14 protein-coding genes are annotated in these 22,547 nt (G+C 47.0%); 4 read left to right on the top strand and 10 right to left on the bottom strand.

Features of this window, described 5'->3' with window-relative positions:
* Positions 1-50: 50 nt before the first annotated feature.
* From CIK89_RS04165 to CIK89_RS04155, 3 genes are read right to left on the bottom strand one after another with little or no spacing between them, the layout of a single operon-like run.
* Entirely contained in the window at positions 51-2,540 is a 2,490-nt protein-coding gene (locus tag CIK89_RS04165) for a bifunctional UDP-N-acetylmuramoyl-tripeptide:D-alanyl-D-alanine ligase/alanine racemase (RefSeq protein WP_094390174.1), read from the bottom strand.
* Positions 2,537-3,334 (bottom strand): GSCFA domain-containing protein, encoded by a 798-nt coding sequence (locus CIK89_RS04160; protein ID WP_094390173.1) that lies wholly within the window; start codon positions 3,332-3,334, stop codon positions 2,537-2,539. The genes CIK89_RS04165 and CIK89_RS04160 overlap by 4 nt, the downstream gene beginning before the upstream one ends.
* A 39-nt stretch (positions 3,335-3,373) precedes the next feature.
* Positions 3,374-5,947, bottom strand: coding sequence for a YfhO family protein (locus tag CIK89_RS04155; protein ID WP_094390197.1), 2,574 nt, complete (start codon positions 5,945-5,947; stop codon positions 3,374-3,376).
* 89 nt (positions 5,948-6,036) lie between these two features.
* On the opposite strand from CIK89_RS04155, the gene mtnN reads away from it, so the two are divergent.
* On the top strand, positions 6,037-6,687 hold the full coding sequence (mtnN, locus tag CIK89_RS04150; protein ID WP_094390172.1) for a 5'-methylthioadenosine/S-adenosylhomocysteine nucleosidase: 651 nt from the start codon (positions 6,037-6,039) through the stop codon (positions 6,685-6,687).
* Positions 6,680-7,159: an S-ribosylhomocysteine lyase gene (locus CIK89_RS04145; protein WP_094390171.1), complete on the top strand. Its 480-nt coding sequence runs from the start codon at positions 6,680-6,682 to the stop codon at positions 7,157-7,159. The genes mtnN and CIK89_RS04145 overlap by 8 nt, the downstream gene beginning before the upstream one ends.
* Positions 7,160-7,230: 71 nt before the next feature.
* Here the strand turns inward: CIK89_RS04145 and typA are convergent, their stop codons facing one another.
* From typA to CIK89_RS04120, 5 genes are all read right to left on the bottom strand, one after another.
* Positions 7,231-9,033, bottom strand: coding sequence for a translational GTPase TypA (gene typA / locus CIK89_RS04140; RefSeq protein WP_094390170.1), 1,803 nt, complete (start codon positions 9,031-9,033; stop codon positions 7,231-7,233).
* Positions 9,034-9,511: 478 nt separating this feature from the next.
* Entirely contained in the window at positions 9,512-11,314 is a 1,803-nt protein-coding gene (locus CIK89_RS04135) for a DUF349 domain-containing protein (RefSeq protein ID WP_094390196.1), read from the bottom strand.
* Between the two features lie 111 nt (positions 11,315-11,425).
* Positions 11,426-12,352, bottom strand: coding sequence for a magnesium transporter CorA family protein (locus tag CIK89_RS04130; RefSeq protein ID WP_094390169.1), 927 nt, complete (start codon positions 12,350-12,352; stop codon positions 11,426-11,428).
* Positions 12,353-12,652: 300 nt separating this feature from the next.
* On the bottom strand, positions 12,653-14,110 hold the full coding sequence (locus tag CIK89_RS04125; protein ID WP_094390168.1) for an aminoacyl-histidine dipeptidase: 1,458 nt from the start codon (positions 14,108-14,110) through the stop codon (positions 12,653-12,655).
* 13 nt (positions 14,111-14,123) lie between these two features.
* The gene (locus CIK89_RS04120; protein WP_094390167.1) at positions 14,124-15,149 is read right to left on the bottom strand and encodes a lysylphosphatidylglycerol synthase transmembrane domain-containing protein; all 1,026 of its coding nucleotides are present in this window, start codon (positions 15,147-15,149) and stop codon (positions 14,124-14,126) included.
* Positions 15,150-16,207: 1,058 nt separating this feature from the next.
* Here CIK89_RS04120 and CIK89_RS04115 point away from each other — a divergent pair.
* Both CIK89_RS04115 and rsmA read left to right on the top strand, forming a co-directional pair.
* Positions 16,208-16,651, top strand: coding sequence for a hypothetical protein (locus tag CIK89_RS04115; protein ID WP_144007340.1), 444 nt, complete (start codon positions 16,208-16,210; stop codon positions 16,649-16,651).
* A gap of 177 nt (positions 16,652-16,828) precedes the next feature.
* A complete protein-coding gene (gene rsmA / locus CIK89_RS04110) occupies positions 16,829-17,635 on the top strand; it encodes a 16S rRNA (adenine(1518)-N(6)/adenine(1519)-N(6))-dimethyltransferase RsmA (protein WP_094390165.1) in 807 nt (268 codons plus the stop codon).
* 512 nt (positions 17,636-18,147) lie between these two features.
* Here the strand turns inward: rsmA and CIK89_RS04105 are convergent.
* Positions 18,148-19,530 (bottom strand): MATE family efflux transporter, encoded by a 1,383-nt coding sequence (locus CIK89_RS04105; RefSeq protein ID WP_094390164.1) that lies wholly within the window; start codon positions 19,528-19,530, stop codon positions 18,148-18,150.
* A gap of 59 nt (positions 19,531-19,589) precedes the next feature.
* Positions 19,590-21,728, bottom strand: coding sequence for an alpha-galactosidase (locus CIK89_RS04100; RefSeq protein ID WP_371593240.1), 2,139 nt, complete (start codon positions 21,726-21,728; stop codon positions 19,590-19,592).
* Between the last annotated feature and the right edge of the window lie 819 nt (positions 21,729-22,547).

Here is a 22,547-nt window from a genome sequence, read left to right as displayed (position 1 = left end):
GTAAACGATAACGTTTAGAAGATTGTCCACACACCCGATTGTGTTGTATGTTAGTCTTGGAAATAGACTTTCTTTACGCGATTGCTCACACCAGTCAGTACTTCATAAGGTATGGTGTCGAGCACATCGCTCAGTACTGTTACCGGCAAATGTTCGCCGAATATCTCTACGCTGTCGCCTTCCTTACAGTCAATATCAGTCACATCAATCATAGCTACGTCCATGCAGATATTACCAACATAAGGTGCTTTCTGTCCATTCACCAAACAATAGCAGGCGCCACGACCTAAGTGTCGGTTCAGTCCGTCGGCATAACCGATGGGGATAGCGGCTATGATGGAGTCACGCTCCAATATACCACGGCGGCTGTAGCCTACGGTTTCGTCCTTCGGCACATGGTGCATTTGTAGTATGGTAGTCTTCAGCGTGCTGACGGTATGTAGTATTCTATTGTCGCGAGGATCGATGCCGTAGAGTCCAAGTCCCAGTCGGCACATGTCGAGTTGGCGTTCTGGAAAGTGTTCGATACCTGCAGAGTTGTCTATATGACGCAGTATCTTGTGAGAGAAGGCTGCTTGCAACTTACTGCTTCCTGCATCAAATTTACGAAACTGCTCTGCTGAGAAAGCATCAAAGTCATCGCTGTCGCTACCTACGAAATGCGAGAACACCGAACGGGGGATGATGGCACTCTGTTGTTTCAGTCGGGCTATCAACTCATCGATATCTTTTTCTGGATCGAATCCAAGTCGATGCATACCTGTATCGAGCTTGATATGTACAGGCCAGCCGGTAATACCTTCTTTTTCTGCGGCATGGATAAGTGCATCCATCAAGCGGAATGAATATACTTCAGGCTCAAGATCATAGTCAAACATGGTCTTGAATGCAGTCATTTCGGGGTTCATGATGATGATATTCTGTGTGATTCCGTTGCGACGTAGGGTAACACCTTCATCGGCAACTGCCACAGCAAGATAATCCACGCAATGGTCTTGTAGGGTTTTTGCCACTTCTACAGCTCCTGCGCCGTAGGCATCGGCTTTTACCATACATACCAGTTTTGTCTTAGGTTTGAGGAACGAACGATAGTAGTTCAAGTTTTCAACTACCGCATTGAGATTCACTTCGAGTATGGTCTCATGAACTTTCTGTTCCAGCAGTTCGGTCAATTGGTCGAAACCAAAGGTTCGTGCGCCTTTCAGCAGTATCACTTCATCGTGTAACGAATGGAATGTTTCACTCTGTACAAACTGATTGGCATCGGTAAAGAAAGCCTTATCAGCAATGGTGATACAATCAGCACATTTCATAAGCATCGGACCAATGCCGATAAAGCGTGCCACACCGCGTTGCTGACAGAGGTTGTTGACTTCGTCATACAGCTCGAAATCACTTTTTCCACTCTGTTGTATGTCGCTCAGTATGAGTGTGCGCTTACGGCCCTGATGGTCTGGACGCCGGTTCATGAAGTCGAGTGCGATATCAAGCGAGTTCACATCTGAGTTGTAGGAATCGTTGATGAGGGTACAGCCATGGCGACCTTCCTTCACTTCAAGGCGCATTGCTACTGGTTCGATTGCCTGCATACGCAAGTCAAGGTCTTCGTTTGTCACACCGAGATAGCGTGCTGCTGCTGCACAGGCTATGGAACATTCCACCGATGCTTCATCGATAAATGGCAGATGATATATTCCGCGTTCTCCTTTATATATATAAGCCACTTCTGTCAAACCGGGTTTTTCGTTAGAAGGCTTAACGCTTGCCACATAGAAAGGTGCCGATTCGTTCTCACGGCTCCATCCTATTTTCTCACCGTCATAGCCGGAACGGCGTATACAACGGCTCACGGTGTTGTCGTCGCTATTATAGAAAATCACCTTTGCTCCGTGGAAAAGATGGAGTTTCTCTGTACATTTCTCATCCATCGAGCGGAAATTCTCCTGATGTGCATCACCAAGGGATGTCAAGATGCCAATGGTGGGCTGGATGATATCGCGCAGACTTTCCATCTCTCCTGGTTGGCTGATGCCTGCCTCAAACACACCAATGTCTGTTTGTTCCGACAGCAACCATACCGACAGGGGCACGCCAATCTGCGAATTATAGCTACGTGGTGAACGGGTTACTGTCATTTGTGGGGAAAGCAGTTGGTACAGCCATTCCTTGACCATGGTCTTTCCGTTCGAACCGGTGATGCCCACAATGGGGATATTAAACTCATCACGATGGCGTTCTGCCAAGCGCTGCAAGGCAGAAAGGGTAGAGGGTACAATCAGAATGTTTGCATCGGTATATGTTGTAAGGTCTTCACCTTCCACTTGCAACTTTTCCACAACAAAGTTACGAACACCTCGTCGGTAGAGGTCTTTGATATAGCGATGTCCGTCGTTGCGCTGTGATTGCAGTGCAAAGAACAGCGATTCTTCGGGGAAACACAACGAACGGCTGTCGGTAAGCAACCATCCTATCTGAGCATCGGTATTACCGATACGACGCGCGCCAATAAGCGTGGTAATCTTTTCAATAGAGTAAATCATAACGCAAAATTACCATATTTTTTTCTTAGTTCTTCTACTTTTAACATAGTTTTATTCATAAAAGTGCGATAAGCTTCTGATTCTGGCGCAAAAGGCTTATGTCCTAGTGCCTGTTTCACAGGTTGCCATTCGCTTAGAAACTGTCGGGCACGATCACTGAGATATGTTTCACAGAGCCGTTCCCAAATATAATCCACTGCTTGCTCAGAGGGATGGAGCATGTCTGCGGCATAGAAACGGTAGTCGCGCAACTCATCGTTGACAATCTCGTAGGCAGGGAAATAGTGCACGTTTGGCATTTTCGCCACTTCGTCGGCTGCCAGTAATAGAGTGGCTTTCGACAGTTGGCTGCCATGGTAACCGTATTTTCTATAGCGGATAGGACTGACTGTTAGCACCACTTCCACATCGGCACTGCGACTTTGCAATAGTGCTATGGCTTGTCGCAGATAGTTGGCACACCGACTGACCGTCAATGTTTCCTCTTGAAAGAGGTGGTGTGGGCGTTTCTCGCAGTTATCTACAATTTCGCCAGTTTCCTTCAACCGATACACATGGTTGGTGCCGAGTGTGAAGAAGGCCACGGGGAAAGTATCGCTGGTTCGCATCACCGTATGGAGAATGGATACTGGATTATACATCACACCATAGGGATTGACCGTCGCACGAAACTTATTTTCCACAAACCGCTGACCGATATTGTCGGCAAAGCAAGAGCCTACAAACAGTATCTGTTCTAAGGGCTCTATGCGGAATGATGGTTCCGTGATAGTGACAGGTGTTCTGAAATCCATATATCAGTTTCTATTATTTTATGAATACGTTCTTAGTTTCTATGACTTGGCTTGTCGCTGGCGACGAATATATTCAGCAATCAATACCACAATCAGCAAGAGCATGATGCCCATAGCAATATAGGCGATGGTTTCAGTATGTGTGATGCTCTTCGGTTTGAAGGTGAGCACCACCTGATGGTGTCCGGGTTTCACGTTCAAGGCACGGAGCACATAGTTGACACGTCCCAGCTCTTGTTGCTCGCCATCTACTGTGGCAGTCCATCCTGGATAGTATATTTCAGAGAATACCACCACTCCGCCTTTGCCCGACTGCACTTCGTAGGTCAGTTCGTTGGGTTGATAGTTCTTGAGTGTGACAAGGCTAACAGCATCTTGCTGTGTGCTGTTGCCCAATATATCCTTGAACTTGCTGTCAGCAACTGCATGATGACGCAGGTCAATCTTATCGAGTGCGTCAATCTCGGCATTGGCATTCTCCACATAATCCACTTGGTCCACAAACCAAGCATTGCCATAGCGGTATGGGTTTTCTATCGGTACCGTTTGGTTGGCTTGCAGTGGCAGAATGAAATATTTGGTGTTGAGCATGTTGAGCACTGGATAAATCGAGTCGCCATTTACTTTGGTCATATCACCCTGTGCCTTGTTGAAAGCTGTTGCGAGACCTTGAATCTCCTTTTTGATATGTTCGTCAATGAGCTCCTGATAACGGCGCAACTTAGCAGCATGGTATCCACCGATACTCTTCAGGTAGAAACTTGTCTCGTTTTCGTTGAAGGTGTCGCCTGCCAGATTGAGCACACGGAAGTCGAGTGTCTTGTCCTGTAGGATATGGTCAATGGCAGCCGACTTCTGTACAGGTTCTTCACGTACCGTCTTTGAAACAAACATTTCATCGTTGAGGTATCGTTTGTTCACTTGCCACATATCCACCAGACAGAGCACAACCAATGCTCCCACGAGCCATTCCTTGCGTATTTTCTTCATGCTGAAAAGAAGCAGTAGTGCAGTACCGATAGCAATGATGACAAATGATCGAATGCAGTCGGCAGTGAATACGGCTTTGTGCATGGCGGCCAGACTTGGCAAGATGCGCGGATATATATTCTGCTGATAGTTGGCAAGCATATCGGGATAGTTGCCCAACACATTTGTCAATTGAACGTTGAGTCCATTGATGGCATCTGCATCGTGTATGGAATTGAAGTCAAAGAATACGTCTGGCAGTATCGCAAACAATAGTGCCAGTCCACCGGTAAGTCCGAATGAAAGATAGAACCACTTCTTCTGTGTTTTCAGTATTTCGGGTTCATCCACTATTTTTTTCAGTGCCAACATGGCAAGCAGTGGAATGGTAAATTCAGCAATGACAAGAATAGATGCCACCGTTCGGAACTTAGCATACATCGGCACATAATCGAGGAAGAAATCGGTAAACGGCATGAAGTTTCTACCCCATGATAGGAGGATAGAAAGAATAGTGACTGCCAGTAATGCCCACTTCATGGGGCCTTTGACGATAAACAGTCCGAGGATAAACAGCATCAATACAAAGGCACCGACATATACAGGTCCTGCAGTCATAGGCTGTGTACCCCAGTATTCCGAGAAACTGCCGTAGATATTCATGTTGAATGTATTCTGGAAGAAGTCGCTCACCTCTGCATCTGCTTTTTTCATGGCAGTGGGATCAGAGGCAATGCTCACGCTGGCACCACCTTTAGTGTTGGGCACCAACAGGGTCCAAGTCTCGTCTATTCCGTAGCTCCATTGTGTGATATAGTCACGATCCAGTCCGCTTGATGTTTGGTTAGCGGTATTCTTCTTCACCAGTTCGCTTTGTCCACGCATCGTCTCCTTGCCATACTGCCATGTATGGTAGAGGTTCGACATGTTGATGCAAATACCGATTGTAGCACCCGCTATACATACACCAGTAGCTTTAGCCAGATGTTTCCAGTCTTTCTTCATCGCACCTTCTATGATGAAGGCAATAGCCATTGCTACTACAACAAACAGGTAATAGTAGGTCATCTGCACATGATTTGCCAATACCTCCAGTGCAGAGAAGAGTGCAGTGACCAGGAGTCCCAGCATATATTTTCGCCTATAAGCCAATACTACACCGGCAATCATCGGTGGTAGATAAGCCAGTGCAATGACTTTCCAAATGTGTCCAGCGGCAATGATGATAAAGAAGTAGCTGGAGAATGCCCATACAACAGCGCCCAGTGTAGCAAGATACCATCTGAAATCGAATGCTCTCAACAGAATATAAAATCCCAATAGATAGGCAAACACATACCATACGTTTTCCGGCAGCCATAGATGGTAGGCATTGCCCACTTGTGCAATGGTGTCGGTACTATGATATGATGGCGACGTCTGATAGGTAGGCATACCTCCGAAGAGCGAATTAGTCCATCTTGTGCGTTCTCCTGTACGTTGATAATACTCTGATGCTTCCTGTCCGGCGCCGCGTCCTGCCGATGAGTCGTGCCGGTATAGGATACGTCCTTCAATATCTGCTGGGAAGAAATAGGCAAACGATATTGCCGCAAACAAAATCACTACCAAGATGTCTGGTAGCCACTGTTTCAAACTTTTCATAACCGTTTTGTTTTTGTTTCTGAGTGCAAAGATAACCATTTTACACAAATTTTCGTAACTTTGCATGCATAAATCAATAGAAACAAAACATGAAAATAGGAATTATCGTTGCAATGGACAAAGAATTGCAACAATTACAACACCTCTTCACCGATGGCAACGTGGTTGTTGAGAAGTGTGGCATTGGTAAGGTCAATGCAGCTTTAGGTGCTGCCGAAATGATTCGCAGGCACCATCCCGATGTCATTGTGTCGAGTGGATGTGCTGGTGGCAACGGCGATGATATCCATGTTCAGGATGTTGTGGTAGGTGCAGAAGTGAGTTACCATGATGTGTATTGCGGTACTTCAATCGATCAAACCACTGTTTATGGTCAGGTGCAGGGAATGCCTGCCCGTTATAAAGCCGATGGACAATTATTGGCGAAAGCCTGTCGAGTGAAGTGTGAAGGCTTTTCTGTCCATCCCGGATTGATTGTCACTGGCGATTGGTTTGTTGATTCCAAAGACAAGATGCGTGACATCATCAGCCATTTCCCCGAAGCCAAAGCCGTTGATATGGAGTCGGCAGCCATTGCCCAAACGTGCTATAAGTATGGAGTACCCTTCATCTCGTTTCGTGTGGTGAGTGATATTCCCCTTCGCGATACCGATGCTTCCATGTATCATGACTTTTGGAATACCATTGCCGAAAACTCTTTTCAAGTAACCAAGACATTTGTAGAATCGCTATATGAATAAGATACCCAGTTTTACGATAGACCATGAGCGTTTGCTCCGTGGCATCTATGTGAGTCGCAAAGACCAAGTAGGTGGTGAGACCGTTACCACTTTTGATATCCGTATGAAGGAGCCCAACCGTGAACCCGTGCTCCACAATGGTGCCATCCATACTATCGAACATCTTGCTGCTACCTATCTGCGCAACGATGCTGAATGGAAAGATCGCATCATCTATTGGGGACCGATGGGCTGTCTGACTGGTAATTACCTTTTGATTCGTGGTGATTACGAGAGTCGTGACATCCTCGATCTCATGCGCCGCACCTTCCGTTTCGTTGCAGATTATGAAGGCGAGATACCCGGTGCTGCACCTCGCGATTGCGGCAACTGGTTGCTCCACGACCTTCCCATGGCACGTCTTGAAGCCCGCCGCTATGTAGAAGAGGTTCTCGATCATGCTACTGATGAGAACCTCCACTATCCGGAATAACCCAGACTTATTATTTATCCTCCATCGGTCTGTTTGCCGATGTGGGATATATCCGATTCATATATCCTCGGTTACGACTTATTAGCCTTTTTGCGCTGGTCGTGGTCGAGGATAATTTTACGCATACGCATTGACTTAGGAGTAACCTCTACGAGTTCGTCTTCCTTGATATACTCCAAGCACTCTTCGAGCGACATCACTGTCTTCGGTATGATGCGAGCCTTATCGTCCGAACCTGAAGCACGTACGTTGGTCAGCTGTTTGGCTTTTGTCACATTCACCACAAGGTCGTTGTCGTGAACATGTTCGCCGACTACCTCACCGTAATATACATCTTCGCCTGGATCGATGAAGAACTTACCACGGTCTTGCAACTTGTCGATAGAGTAGGCGAAAGCAGTTCCAGTTTCCATGGCAATCATAGAACCGTTGGAACGGCGCTCTATATCGCCCTTGTAAGGTTGATATTCTTTGAAGCGGTGTGCCATGATAGCCTCACCTTGCGATGCTGTCAATACATTGGTACGCAGTCCGATAATGCCTCGTGAAGGGATATTAAATTCGATATCCACACGTTCTCCGAGATTGATCATCGAGGTCATGTCGCCTTTGCGTCGTGTCACCATGTCAATCATCTTAGAGGCAAATTCCTCAGGCACATTGATGGTGAGTTCTTCGATAGGTTCGCATTTCACTCCGTCAATCTCTTTATAGATTACTTGAGGCTGTCCCACCTGCAGTTCATAGCCCTCACGACGCATGGTCTCGATGAGTACCGAGAGGTGCAGCACACCACGTCCGCTTACTATCCAGCGGTCGTTAGCGTCTTCCACTTGCCTTACGCGCAGCGCAAGGTTCTTCTCCAGTTCCTTGTTCAGTCGCTCGCTGATATGTCTTGAAGTCACAAACTTACCCTCTTTACCGAAGAATGGTGAGTCGTTGATAGTGAAGAGCATCGACATGGTGGGTTCGTCGATAGCGATAGGAGGCAGTGCTTCGGGATTTTCTGCATCGCAGATGGTATCACCGATTTCAAATTTCTCCAATCCGATTACGGCACAGATGTCGCCGCAATCTACTCGTTCTGTGCGCTGGTGGCCCATTCCATTGAACACGTGCAACTCTTTTATCTTTGTTTTCTCCTGCGAACCATCGCGGTGGCAGATGGTCACTTGCTGTCCGTCTTTCAGATGTCCACGGTGTACACGTCCCACAGCGATACGTCCGGTATAGCTGCTGTAGTCCAAACTTGTAATAAGCATCTGTGGAGTGCCCTCAATCTGTTTTGGTGCTGGAATCACCTCAACAATCTTGTCGAGCAGATAAGTGATATCGGTGGTAGGCTTGTTATAGTCTTCGCCCATCCATCCGTTTTTAGCTGAACCATATACTACAGGGAAGTCGAGTTGGTCTTCTGTAGCATCGAGAGAGAACATCAAGTCGAACACCATTTCATATACTTCCTCTGGTCGGCAGTTGGGTTTATCTACTTTGTTCACCACCACGATAGGTTTCAGACCGATTTCCAATGCCTTTTGCAGCACGAAGCGAGTCTGTGGCATAGGTCCTTCAAACGCATCGACCAGTAGCAGACAACCGTCTGCCATGTTGAGTACGCGTTCCACTTCGCCTCCGAAGTCGGAGTGTCCTGGAGTGTCTATGATGTTGATTTTTGTACCTTTCCAGTTAATACTTACGTTTTTGGAAAGAATTGTGATGCCTCTTTCGCGTTCCAAGTCATTGGAGTCCAATACTTGGCTACTCAGGTCTTGTCCCTCACGGAATAAGTTTCCTGCCAGCATCATCTTGTCCACGAGCGTAGTTTTGCCGTGGTCCACGTGTGCGATAATCGCAATGTTACGGATATCCTGCATTCTCTTAATTTTAAAATCGACTGCAAAGGTACGAATAAGTGAGTGAAAAGCAAAAGAAAACGGAAATTTTCTTTCGCTTTTCCGAACGAGAGTACCTTCGACGTGCAGCGCCTACCTCCGTCTTATAGCGTTCAAAGTTCTATCAATATGTGGTTGTTTGACGTTAAAACTTCTCAATGCTGCCTATTCTTTTCTGTTTCTTTTATCGATATTCTCCTCTTATATATCTCGCGTGTGTATGCGCACGCACACGCGCACGCGACGTCATCATTTTGTTACCATCGACCACCTTTTGTTCTAATATGCAGAGATTCAAAAGCATATGGTGTGGTCGATGTTGGGCAATTGACCACCGATTGACCACCGTTCGACCATCGTTAGAACAATTAAGCAACCGGCAGTTGGGGCATGGAGAATAACAACAAAGGGAAAGGTTGTTGACCTTTCCCTTTGTCTGTATCTGGTATGACGATGCTGTTTACTGTTCTTTATTGCTATCGATGGCTTTGATCTTTTCGCGCACCAACTGCACTTGGTCTTTCAATTTCTGTACTTTTCTGTTCATTTCGTCAATGAGTGAATTTCCTTTCTTAGATGACGCATTGAGGAAACCGAGATTGTTTTCGTAGGTCTGCACCTCGTTTTTCAACTGCTCATACTGTCTCATCAATCGTGCCCGCTCGTTGTCGAGGGCGTTTTCACCACGTCCAGCCACCTGTTTGAGGTTGTCTTTGAAATTGTTGAGTCGGCGCTTGGCAGAACTGATGTTCAGTGTCTTGTAGAGTTTATCCAGTATGGCATGATATTCTTCATAGATTTTGTCCTTCTCTTTGTAGGGTACATGACCTACGGCTTGATATTCTGCCACGAGTTTCTGCACCTTAGCCTGAAGGTCATCGCCAGCTTGTTCGGTGAGCGCTTTGAGTTGCTCCACAATTTCGCGCTTCTTGTTGAGGTTCTGGTGCTCTGCGCTTCGTGTGCCCGCTCCAGCAGCATTAGCCGCTTCGAAGAACTTGTTGCAGATGCCGTTGAACTCCTGCCACATTTGGTCGCCCATTTTCTTGGGCACAGTACCGATAGTTTTCCACTCTTTTTGCAGATTGATAAACTTATCGCTTGTCGATTTCCAATCGGTAGAATCCTGCAAGGCTTTCGCTTTTTCTATCAGTGCACGTTTCTTATCGGCATTGTTCTTATATTCTTCCTTTCTGTTTCTGAAATATTCAGCTTTGTTTTTGAAGAATTCGTCGCAGGCCTTACGGAAGCGCTCGAAGATTTTGACGTTCATCTTCTGTGGCGCAAAGCCAATGGTTTTCCACTCGGCTTGCAACTCCATAATAGCCTTGGTATGTTTATCCCAATCGTTGCTGTTTTTATTGTCTTCCTTAACGACTGCCTCTATTTTTTCACAGAGTGCAGTCTTGCGGGTGAGGTTTTCTTCCTCTTGTGCCTTTCGTTCATCGAAATACTGCTGGTGCTTCTTGTTGATAACGGTAGATGCAGCTTTGAATCGTGCCCATATTTCTTCGCGTAGCTCTTTAGCCACAGGGCCAGTTTCGCGATACTCTTGATGAAGCTGTTGTAGTTGATGGAATGCACTGATAGCATCGGGTGTTTCAGCGAGTTTCTCCGCAGCTTCGCATAGACGTGTTTTCTTTTCAAGGTTCTTCTTGAAGTCGTATTCGCGTGCTTCACTGTTGAGTTTGAGCAGATCGTAGAACTGTTCCACATAGAGCTGGTAGTTTCGCCACAGTTCGTTGGCTTTTTCTACGGGCACATTTTTTATTTCTTTCCATTCCTCTTGCAGTGCTTTGAAGTCTTTATACGACTTGTTTGCCTCTTCAGGCGATGTAATCATCGCTTTGATTTTCTCTATGATATCGAGTTTCTTCTGCAGGTTGTCTTGTTTTTCCTGCTCCTGCTCGAGGAATAGTTTCTGTCTTCTTTCCTTGATGATGCTCATCTCTGCTTTGAAGGCCTCCTCTGTTTCGTCGGGTACGATTTGGTAGGTGTCGGGGTTTCCTCCATTGGCAATATAATCTTTGAGCTTAGCTTCGCGTTCGGCAGTGTGCAGTTTGTAGAATACCGTTTTGAGGTAATCCACTTCGTCTTTCTGTGGTGCTTCATCGCTTTGTGCTATTTCGCGCACGCGTTCGAGCACTTCCTGTTTGTTCTGATACTGCTTACGCTCGTGCTGTTGCAGTGCATTTTGCTCTGTTTCAGCCGTTGGCTGCTGGATGTTGCGCTCTTGTTCGAGCGTTTGTTCTTGAGAGTCCATCATCTTAATGTTTGAGTTCATGAAAATGGGTTAGAGTACACATAATAGGCTTCAAAAGTACGCAAAATATCTGAAACAGCCTAATTTTATGTCAGAAAATTGATATTTTTTCCCTTAAATGAGTCGTTTATGTCTGAAAACTGCCCATGATGCCACTGATATAATGAGTGACAGAATGATGGCGATGGCGAAGCCTATGGGACTTGTCTCCATGCCGTTGATGAGGTTCATACCGAAGAAACTTGATATGAGTGTGGGTAGCATGAGTATGATGGTTACCGATGTGAGCGTACGCATGATGGTGTTCATGTTGTTGTTGATAATGCTCTGATAGGTATCCATTGTTGATTCGAGAATGTTGGAATAGATATTGGTAGTTTCCCGTGCCTGTGTCATCTCGATGTTTACATCTTCGATGAGGTCGGCGTCGAGTTCGTCAATCTGCAGTTTAAATTTCAGTTTGGAGAGCAGCACCTCGTTGCCACGGATAGATGTGTTGAAGTAAGTGAGTGAGTCTTGCAGTCTTGACAGTCCGATAAGACTCTCGTTGTTTACTTCGCGGTCGAGGTTTCGTTTGGCTTTGTCGATGAGCATAGAGATTTGCTTGAGTCGTTTCAGATACCAAACAGCCGACGACAGGAAGAGTCGGAAAATCATATCGACATGGTCGGTGAATCCCTCAGCTCTTTTTTGCTGGAACGAAACGAAGTCGATCATCATATTGGTTTCGTAGTAGCATACGGTGATGGTGACATCGCGCTTATGGATGATACCCAGTGGCACGGTGGTATATGGCGTACGTGAGCGTACCTCTTTGACGTAGGGGATACGCAGGATGATGAGCATCCAACCATCGTCGTACTCATAACGTGCCCGCTCATCGGTATCGCTGATGTCGGATAGGAAATAATCGGGAATGTTATACTGTTCTTCGAGCAGTTGACTGTCTTCCTCTGTTGGGCATGTAACCTGTATCCAACAGTTGGGCTGCCACTCTTTGATTTGGGTCAGTCCGTTGTTAGTGTTCCAGAATGTCTTCATTGTGCTAATCCTTTTTTGGTGCAAATGACTTTGTGGCAAGAGGATTAGCTGTCTTGCCATGCTGCTCCTCACGCCTTACGAATTGTAATTATCCGCCGGGTAGTCGTCCATTTTATGTTGTTACTTTGGTTTTATTGCTTGCAAAATTACAATAATCAGTTGAAAATGCAAAGGTTTTTTCGTTTTTTCTTTCTCTTTAGGCAACAAAAAAGTCAATGGCAAACACATCAGGTGTCTGCCATTGACGGGTATGATACGGTCTTTCGGTGCTGTTTGTTTGCATCCACCGACCGTTGGTTGTTATTTCTCAGGAATATCAGCCAGTGTTTTCTTGAGCAGTTGCCAGAAGGGTTCCACGGTGCTGATGAGTGCGCGTTCGGTCGTGGTGTGAGGTGATTCGAGCGTCGGGCCGAGGCTCACCACATCGAGGTGTGGGTATTTGCCGAGTATGACGGAGCACTCCAGTCCGGCGTGTACTACCTGTACGACACCGTCTTTTCCAAACAGCTCCTTATACTCTTTGAGCAGCAGACCGAGGATTTCTGAGTCGGGGTTGGGGTCCCAACCGGCATAATCGCCAGTAGTTTCTACCTTCATGCCAGCCATGTTGAAGCAGCTTTCGAGGGTCTTCACGAGATTCTCTTTCATGTCTTCGCGGCTTGAGCGTACGAGAATCTTCATGGCAGTCTTACCCTCCGCAATGTCGATGATGGCAAGGTTGCTCGATGTCTCTACTACGTCGAGATAGTGGGGAATCATGCGGAATACACCATTGTGGCAAGCGTAGATGACGTTGATGAGATTGTCTTGCAGTTCTACGGGCACCTGTTTGGCTGGTGTTGCCACTTCTTCTACGGTCAACTGGATGTTCTTTTCAATGGGAGCATACTCCTCTTGGAAGTCGGTGAGCCAGTCGGCAACCAGTTCTTTGAGTGCCTCTACATTCTCTTTCGGAAGGGTGAGCACCACTTCAGCCTTGAATGGAATAGCATTGCGCATGTTTCCGCCGTGCCATGAAGCCAGCCGTGCTTCGGTCTCTTCGATGGCTTCGCGCACAAAGCGCACCATCATCTTGTTGGCGTTGCCGCGTCCTTCTTGGATTTCCAGGCCGCTGTGACCGCCGCGGAGTCCCTGCAGTGTCACCTTAACGGCAGCATCTGTGGGGTCGGTATCCACTTCCTTATAGTCGAGCGTGGCAGTAACATCCACTCCACCAGCCGAACCAATGACAAATTCGCCCCATAGTTCGGTATCGAGATTGAGCAGGATATCGCCATGGAGTTCGCCACTGGGCAGGTTGTTGACACCCACCATGTGGGTCTCCTCATCGGCAGTGATGAGTGCTTCCACAGGTCCGTGCACGAGCGATTTGTCTTCCATTACCGACATGATAGCTGCTACGCCGAGTCCGTTGTCAGCTCCGAGTGTGGTGTTTGTGGCTTTCACCCATTCTCCGTCAATCCATGGTTGGATGGCATCGGTCTCGAAATTGTGTGGTGAGTCTGGTGTTTTTTGTGGCACCATGTCCATGTGAGCCTGTAGGATGACGCCTTTTCTGTTTTCCATGCCCGGTGTGGCAGGTTTGCGGAAAACGATATTTTCTGCTGGGTCCTTGAATGCTTCGACCCCAACCTGTTTGCCGAAGTCGAGTAAAAACTGCTGAATTTTCTCCAGATGTCCGCTTGGGCGTGGTACTTGTGTCAGGGCGTAGAAGTTTTTCCAGATGCACTGTGGATCCAGTTTTGTGATTTCGTTCATAGTCTTTGAAATTTTATAATTTGTTGAACAATGTTGTTTCTGATGTTTTTTCCCCGATGCTGTTGTGGCGATGGGTAAAGGCAAGCGCGATGCAGGCATAGATGCCGAGTGCCACCACGAGTAGTGTCTGTATGGTGTGTACGATAAACACGAAGCAGAGTGCCTGCGTGTCTGCCACGCCGTAGAGTATCAGCATGGTCTTTACGGCAAAGTGCCAGGGCCCGGCTCCGTTGGGTGTCGGTACGATAACTGCAATGCTTCCTACGATGAAAGTGACCATGGCACATCCTATGCCGAGGTTTGCTGTGAAGTCGAAACAGAAGAATGTGAGGTAATAGTGTAGGAAGTAGCTCAGCCAAATGGCAGCGGTAAAGACGATGAACAGTGGCACATTGGCTACGTCTTTGAGCGAGATGACTCCTTGCCAAATGCCTTTCAGCGTGGCTTTCACCTTATCGTAGAACGAGAGTTTGCGCAGCAGAAAGTGGAGCAACACCATCAGTGCCAGCAGACAGATAGCCACCACGAAGTAGCCTGTCCATGAGAAATGGTGGAGAATGGTGCTGAGGTTGGTGCCTGTCTTATGGAAAAACATGCCGAAAGTGCTCATTTCGAAGAGCAAAACCACAGCGGTTATGCCCATGACGAGTAGTGAGTCGATGGCGCGCTCGGTGACCACCGTCCCCAATGCCTTAGGAAACGAGATGTTGTCGTAGCGCTTCAACACGCCGCAGCGAGTAAACTCGCCCACGCGCGGCACGATGAGTGAGGCGGCATAGGATAGGAAAACGGCATGAATGCTGACGGAGTGGCGAGGGTGCTCGCCCATTGGTTCGAGCGTTTGACGCCATCTCCACCCTCTGAACATCTGTGCGAGTATGCCGAAAGGAAAGGAGAGAAGCATCCACGTCCAGTCCATTTCGTCGGTCATAACGTGTTGCATCTCTTGCCAGTTTTCCCCACGATACATCCAATAGAGTATCGCTCCGCCCAGCACAAGAGGCATCAGTATCTTGATGATGATGTTTGTTGTCTTCATGTTTCCGTAGGCAAAGGTACGAATAAGCGAGCAGAATAAAAAAGAAAAAAGCAATTTTCTTTTTTATTCTTGAGCGTGAGTACCTTGGGCGCGTAGCGCCAAAGTCTGTTTCTCCTCCCTCCCTACACCTTATTATACAATATACTGCCGTATGAAGCACTATGAATCCGATATTCCCCAGCTATATAGTTACATTTCCGTGAAGATGTATTGATACATGTCAAATCTTTGATATGGGTCAAAGAATAGGGTATTTTTGTGTTGTTTGCGCACACAATGCTTGCAAGGTTGATATTTAGTGCGTACCTTTGCATCGCATTAAGAGAAATGCACAGGATAACAATTACAGGATAACACAAATTAAAAAGAAAGGAAGAACATGACTTTAGTATTGTTAATTGTGGCTGTTGTAGCCATTACGATTGCTGAGGCAGTCAGAGTGAACAACAAGGTTAATCTTGGTAAGTAACTCATTTAAGAGATGAAAAAAACGAGGCGAGCCTTCGGGCAGACCTCAAAGTAATAACAAAACACAAAGAAAGGATAACTATTATGGTAGTATTTGAAATTATGGCAATTGCCACTGTTCTCTGCGCTGCAGCTGTTGCAACAGGTGTAGTAATCGATATGAAGTTGCAGAACAAAATCTAAAAACGTACGCGCGACATCTTTGTCGCAGTACAAATCGAAAATCAACAAACATGATGATAATGGGGAAGTTGCCTAAGGGCGACCTCCCCTTTTTAGTGTGTTGTGGTATCATGACGATGATAAGTGATATTTGTCAATAGATCGTGAAACGCGTGTAACTTGCAGAAATATAGCATGTTGTTGCGCTTTAGACGGAGTATGGGTGAGCAAATCAAATTGATTTGCCGAGGAAAACAAATTGATTTGCTCAGCAAAATAAATTGATTTGCTGAGGAAAACAAATTGATTTGCTGCCCCAAACAATATTGATAGGGTAGTAATGGGGTATGAATAGATTTGCTTTCGCTATCGTTTTTTGCTAATTTTGCAGTCACAATTAACTCATATCATTTAAACACACGAAGATTATGGCAGTAAAATTTATGTTGGTAAAGGGAGAAATTAAGTCTCGCAATCATTATGGCATGTACTATGCCCACACCATACGTGGTGCAGAATTGACGCTCGAACAGATAGAAGAACGGATACAAGCCAACTGCTCGGCAAAGGTTTCCGATGTGCGGATGGTCATGGCAGAACTCTTTTCCACCATTCGATTGGCATTGAGTGAAGGACAAGTGGTCAACCTTGGCGACTTGGGAAAACTCTATCTCTCAGTGACCAGTAAACCCGTGGAACGCCCGCAAGACTTCCGCGTAGATAAGCACATCACCGGAATTAAGTGCAAATACATCCCCTGTGGACACCGCATGCAGCAGGAAGGCATGAAAGGCAACATCAAAAGACTGCTGACACAAGGGTGTAAGGCGGTACACGACCGGAAAGCTACACAACGGTCGTTGGACATCTGACCGATAATCCATCATCCACAATGACATCTGCTCAGAGGCGCCCAAGGCGATAGGGTGTATGGACATGAGGGTGGGATGATGAGGCAAAATAATAGACCTATATATAATAAGTGTTCGCAAAATTTGTGAATATTGAATAATTGTTTTACCTTTGCAAAGTACCTTTAAGGCGCAAGAATGAAACAAGTAAGACCCAAGAAAAACCTCGGTCAGCACTTTCTGACCGACCTCGGCATTGCCAAACGCATAGCCGATACTGTTGATGCATGCCCAGATTTGCCCGTCCTCGAAGTGGGACCCGGCATGGGAGTGATGACTCAATATCTCGTGGAAAAACCCCGCCCACTGAAAGTGGTAGAGATAGACCGCGAGAGTGTGGCGTATCTGAACGAACATTTTCCTAAACTCAGAGAGAATATACTCGGTGAGGATTTCCTCAGAATGGATCTCACCAAGGTGTTCGATGGCAAGCAGTTTGTATTGACGGGCAATTATCCCTACGATATTTCATCGCAGATATTCTTCAAAATGCTCGACAACCGCAACCTCATTCCTTGTTGCACGGGCATGATACAACGTGAAGTGGCACTCAGAATGGCGAGTGAACCGGGTAACAAGGCATACGGCATTCTCTCGGTACTGACACAGGCGTGGTATGACGTGGACTATCTCTTCACCGTGGATGAAACCGTGTTTAACCCACCGCCAAAGGTGAAAAGTGCGGTCATACGCATGACACGCAACTCCGTGGAACACCTCGGATGCGACGAACAGCTGTTTAAGCGCGTGGTGAAAACCGTTTTCAACCAGCGCCGCAAGATGTTGCGCGTGTCGCTACGCCAGTTGCTGCCTAACCTTTCGACTATCGACAGCCCACTCACACAGCATGAAATGATGACCAAACGACCTGAGCAACTCACCATTCCACAGTTTGTCGAATTGACTAATTTAGTGGGAAAAGAGTTGTGTGCGCGAACACAATAAATTGATTAAGGTCAATTATACACCCATTTTCAAAGTTTTGTAAGCAGATTCTGTGGCAGGTTCGCAGAATCTGCTTAACTTTGCACCGTGATCAAGAGAGAACACATTCAATAGGATAACATAAGATTGTTAGTAAGAAAGGTAAATAGGTAGAATAGGTAAGAAGATAGGATAACAAAGAAAGAGCTCAAAAGGAAAAGATTAGGATAACACATCAGGAAACAGGATAACACAATAGGTAAATAGGTGAAAGAATGAGGATAATAGAGAAGGCAGTAGTAGTTTGATAGTTAGGTTAATGTTTAATTTTAGGTATTAAAAAGGTAAAGAGATGATTAACATGACATGGATTACCCTGTGTGCAGCATTAGCTGCAACAGGTTTGTGGGTGAGAAACAACGACAATCCACAAATTTAAGAGAAAGTAGGTTTTTTAGTTATTAATAGGAAAAGAAAGAAACAGCCTCGACTTGTATGAAGTCGGGGCTGTATTCTTTATACCCAGTGGCGGGTCAGGGGCGCATGCGATTTGCCCAACCGCCATGCCACAGACGGGTAAGGAATATCAAACCGCGGAACGTCAGTTCGATGGCCATGGCGGTCCAAACGCCTGGCAGACCGTGGCTCACAGCGAGCAAGGCTGCCAACGTGAGACGCACACCCCACATGGATGCCAGACTCATCATGGCAGGGCGCAGTGTGTCGCCTGCACCGATAAATACTCCGTTACACACAATGGCTGCTGCAAACATGGGTTCGGCAAAGGCTTCGATGCGTAAACATACTGTGCCGACCTCCTGAATGAGCTCGACGGGAGTCATCAACACCATGAGTTGGGGGGCAAAGAGATACATCATACCACCCATAAACGTCATCACCAAAACTCCAAGTCCTACAGACAGATAGGCAAAAGAACGGGTCAGCAGGCGCTGTCCGGCGCCGATACCTTGACCAACAAGCGTTGTGGCTGCCTCGGCAATGCCGTAGCCCGGCATGTAACACAGGCTCTCTACCGTGATGGCCAACGAGTGGGCGGCAATGGCGATAGTGCCCAAAGGCGCTACAATCATCGTACTCACAATCTGTGCGCCACCCATCAATAGGTGTTGTAAACCCATGGGGGCGCCGATGCCAAAGGCGGCCTTCACTGTGGAGATGGTGGGACGGAACGAACCGCGACGTCCTTTCAGATGCAGAATGTCGGAACGGAAGATGAGAAAATATCCCATCAGCGATGTGATGACAAGGTAGGCACAACTGGTGCCCATGGCTGCACCGACTACGCCGAAGCCTAAGATGAAGATGAAAATGCTGTTGAAAATTACATCGAGAAAACACATCATGATGTTTAGCATACTGGGCACCTTCATATTACCTGAGCATTTGAGCATCGAACCAAAAAGGTGTTCGAGTTGGAACAAAGGGGCAGCGCAGGAAAATATCAGAAAGTAAAGCGATGAATCGGAGGCAATATCGGCTGTTCCACCCAACCAATAGGGGAGGGCGCGATGGATGATAATGCCCGTAGTGGCTAAACATGCGCTGAAAATGAGGCAGCAGGTGATGCCTTGACGAAGAATGTGGCGTGCACGATCGAAGTCGTTGGCACCGATGGCGTGTGCCACTTGGACGGAAAAACCCATGGAACAAGCGGAGGCAAGTCCGCCAAAGAGCCACGAAGTGCTCTCTATCAATCCGATAGATGCGGATGCCTTGGCACCCAGATGTGCCACCATCGAGGCGTCAATGAAAAACATAACGATGGTGGAGAGCTGTGCGAGTATGGAGGGAATACTCAACTGAATAATCAGATTGAGCTTTTCCCTCCGTGTCATCGTACGGCCCTCGCGGATGTAGGCGAGCAGGTCTGTCTTTTCTTTCTTTCTTGTTGTCATCTGTTACGATGTGTGTCTTTCATTATAAATAGGTGCGCACCATGTGCGCCTGCTGACGATTATTGGGCTTCAAGGAGCAATACGCGGCTCGACCAATCAGTGCGTGCGTTCCACTCCGTATTGTTGCGGTAAGGCACGTCGAGACCGTGGTTCATCAGGTATGCACCGCTGAACAGCTTGCCCTCAATGGCGAGTGGCTCTACGTCGATGCGGTTCAACTCCTTCACGCGATACATCTTAGTGGCGTCAAGACCTGCCATGTGGACACGTGGCAAGTGCTCGTTTTGGAACGATTCGGTCTTCCACCAGTAGAACACTGCCTTATCTTTGGCTTCGGTGACATACATCATCGAGGCAAGACCCTTCTTGTCGTAGGGCGAAACAAGGCGGTAGATGTCGCCAAACTGTACGATGGGACGTATCTGCTTGTATTCGGCAATGGCTTTGCGACACAGTTCTTTCTCGGCATCGGTCATGTTTTTCGGCTGAATCTCCATGCCCAAACGACCGCTCATGGCTACGTCGATACGGTATTTCAACGACGTGGTGCGGAACACAGTATGGTTGGGTGTTGCGGAAATATGGCTTGCCATGGCGATTGCGGGGAAGAAATAGCTGGTCCCCCACTGCATGTAGATGCGCTGGAGCGCATCGGTATTGTCGGAAACCCAGAACTCATCGAAGTAGGGGAGTATGCCCCAGTTGGCACGACCGCCTCCTGAAGCGCATGCCTGGATGGTGATATCGGGATATTTGGCGCGGATGCGCTTGCATACGGCATCGAACCCACGGTGGTAGGCTATATACAGATGGCTCTGGTCTGCCATGTTGAGATACTGTGAGCCGTGGTTCATAATCGCCATGTTAGCGTCCCATTTGATATAATCAATCTCTGGATATTTCGTCAGGAGATTATCTACAATGCTGAAAATGAAGTCTTGCACCTTGGGATTAGACAGGTCGAGCACCAACTGCGTGCCGCCGCGACCCAGCACGGCGTCGCGCTTAGGGGCCTTGATGATCCAGTCGGGATGCTTTTCATAGAGTTCGCTGACGGTATTGGTCATCTCTGGTTCCAACCAAATGCCGAATTTTACTCCGTTCTTCTTTGCGTCGCGCAACAGACCTTCGATGCCATCGGGCAACTTGTTTTTATCTACGGTCCAGTCGCCAAGTGATGAGTTGTCGGTCTTGCGGGGATATTTGTCGCCAAACCAGCCATCGTCCATTACAAACAATTCACCTCCCATTGAGGCGATATCAGCCATCATCTGATCCATGCCCTGCTGGTTGATGTCGAAATAGACACCTTCCCAAGAGTTCAAAAGGATTTTGCGCTCCACATTGCCGTGCATCAGTTTGTAATTGCGACCCCATTTGTGGAAATTGCGACTGGCGCCTGAAAGACCTTCGTTGCTGAAGGTTAGGGCAAGAGCTGGCGTCACAAAGGTTTCTCCTTTCTTAAGGTGATACTCTGAATTGTCTTCGTTGATGCCTGCAAAGAAATAATGGTATTCGGTGTCGTCGGTATTGACTTTCAGACGGTAGTTGCCACTGTAGCAAAGGGCTGCACCTATCACCTGACCGCTATTCTCGCGGGCTTTGCCATCCAAGGAGAACATCACTTCGGCGTGAGAGGTATGCGAATTGCGCGTGCCGTCCTTGTTGACAATCACACGCTGACCGGCATGGAGTGGTTCTTCCACCAGGCGCCCCTCGTTTGCCCACGATCCATAGAGGTGGCTCATCCATACATCGCCACGGCGAATGGGTAGCATGGCAGAGGCAAAAGTGGTGAGGGTGACGGTCTGTTTTTCGCCGTTGGTCACCTCGCTCCATGCTTCAATCATATCTACATCGCGGTATGCTTTATATTTCAGATTGACGGTGATGGGATAAACAGGGTCTTTCAGGCGGATGGTGGTCACGTCGCCATTGCGACTTACACCATCGGCATAAAGTGCTGACGATAGGTTACCGTCTGCATGGCGCATGGCAAAAGCTGCTTCTGCCGGTGTGTTGAGACCATAGGCAGGATAGGCATCCATGCGTCCTTCCACGGGTTTTTGCAGATGGGCAAGTTCTTCGGCATTGAGTTTACTGCCGAAATACACGTATTGTGGATGCTTGCCTTGCTCTACATCGAGTACCATGGTCATGTTTTTAGTCTCCACAACCACCTGTTCGCCCCATGCCATAACGCTCATGAGGCAACCGATTACGGTCAGAATTACATTTCTCTTCATTGTATTATTGTTTTTTAAAAATATTTGTTTAGGTTATTGCTCCTGTTTCTGCGGCGTTCCCTGGCGCTTTAGGTCAGTTCCCGCTCCCGTTGCTGCTGCATCTCCAGCTGCCTTAGGTTGCTTCTCGCTCCCGTTGCTACTTCCTCTCCAGCAGCCTTAGGTTGCTTCTCGCTCCCGTTGCTGCTGCTTTTCCAGCAGATCCAAAGACAGCCGTTCCTTGTTTTCTTGTATTTGCGAGCATCCATTTTCTATTTCCGTTGCCAAAGTTACACATTTTTTTTCAAACCATCAAGCTCTGTATCTTTTTTGCATATATTCTGATAGAATAGTATCACTGAAAAAACTCTGTTTTGTATATTCTTACTCTTTTGAGTTGCTATATAAACTATCATCCTTCGTGTTACCACGTGCGTGTAATCGTGCGCACGCGCGCATTATATATAAGGTATATACGAACAGTCACGGTGTGTTTTATAGGATGTTTTAACAGCTTTGCATGTTTCAAAAAGTATTTATATTGCATACTATAGGGGTTGAATCTCTACTTTTTTGCTCTGACGCGTTTTCTTGATCGACAGAAAACTTTGTGTTGTGTAAAATATACCCTCATCCTGTGTAACAAAATTCAAAATGTAACAAGAAACAAAGTTTTTTTTGCCGATTATGAACAGATGTTAAGGAATAATAAATTATATTTGCATCGCCTTACCGCAACAAATGCGTGAGGCAACCTAAACAAACCAACAACAATATTAACCAATCAATAACTAA

The sequence above is a fragment of the Prevotella sp. P4-119 genome, assembly GCF_002251345.1.
Lineage (GTDB): Bacteria > Bacteroidota > Bacteroidia > Bacteroidales > Bacteroidaceae > Prevotella.
The sequence above is the reverse complement of the archived record's forward strand: the minus strand, read 5'-3'. Positions and strand labels throughout refer to the sequence as shown.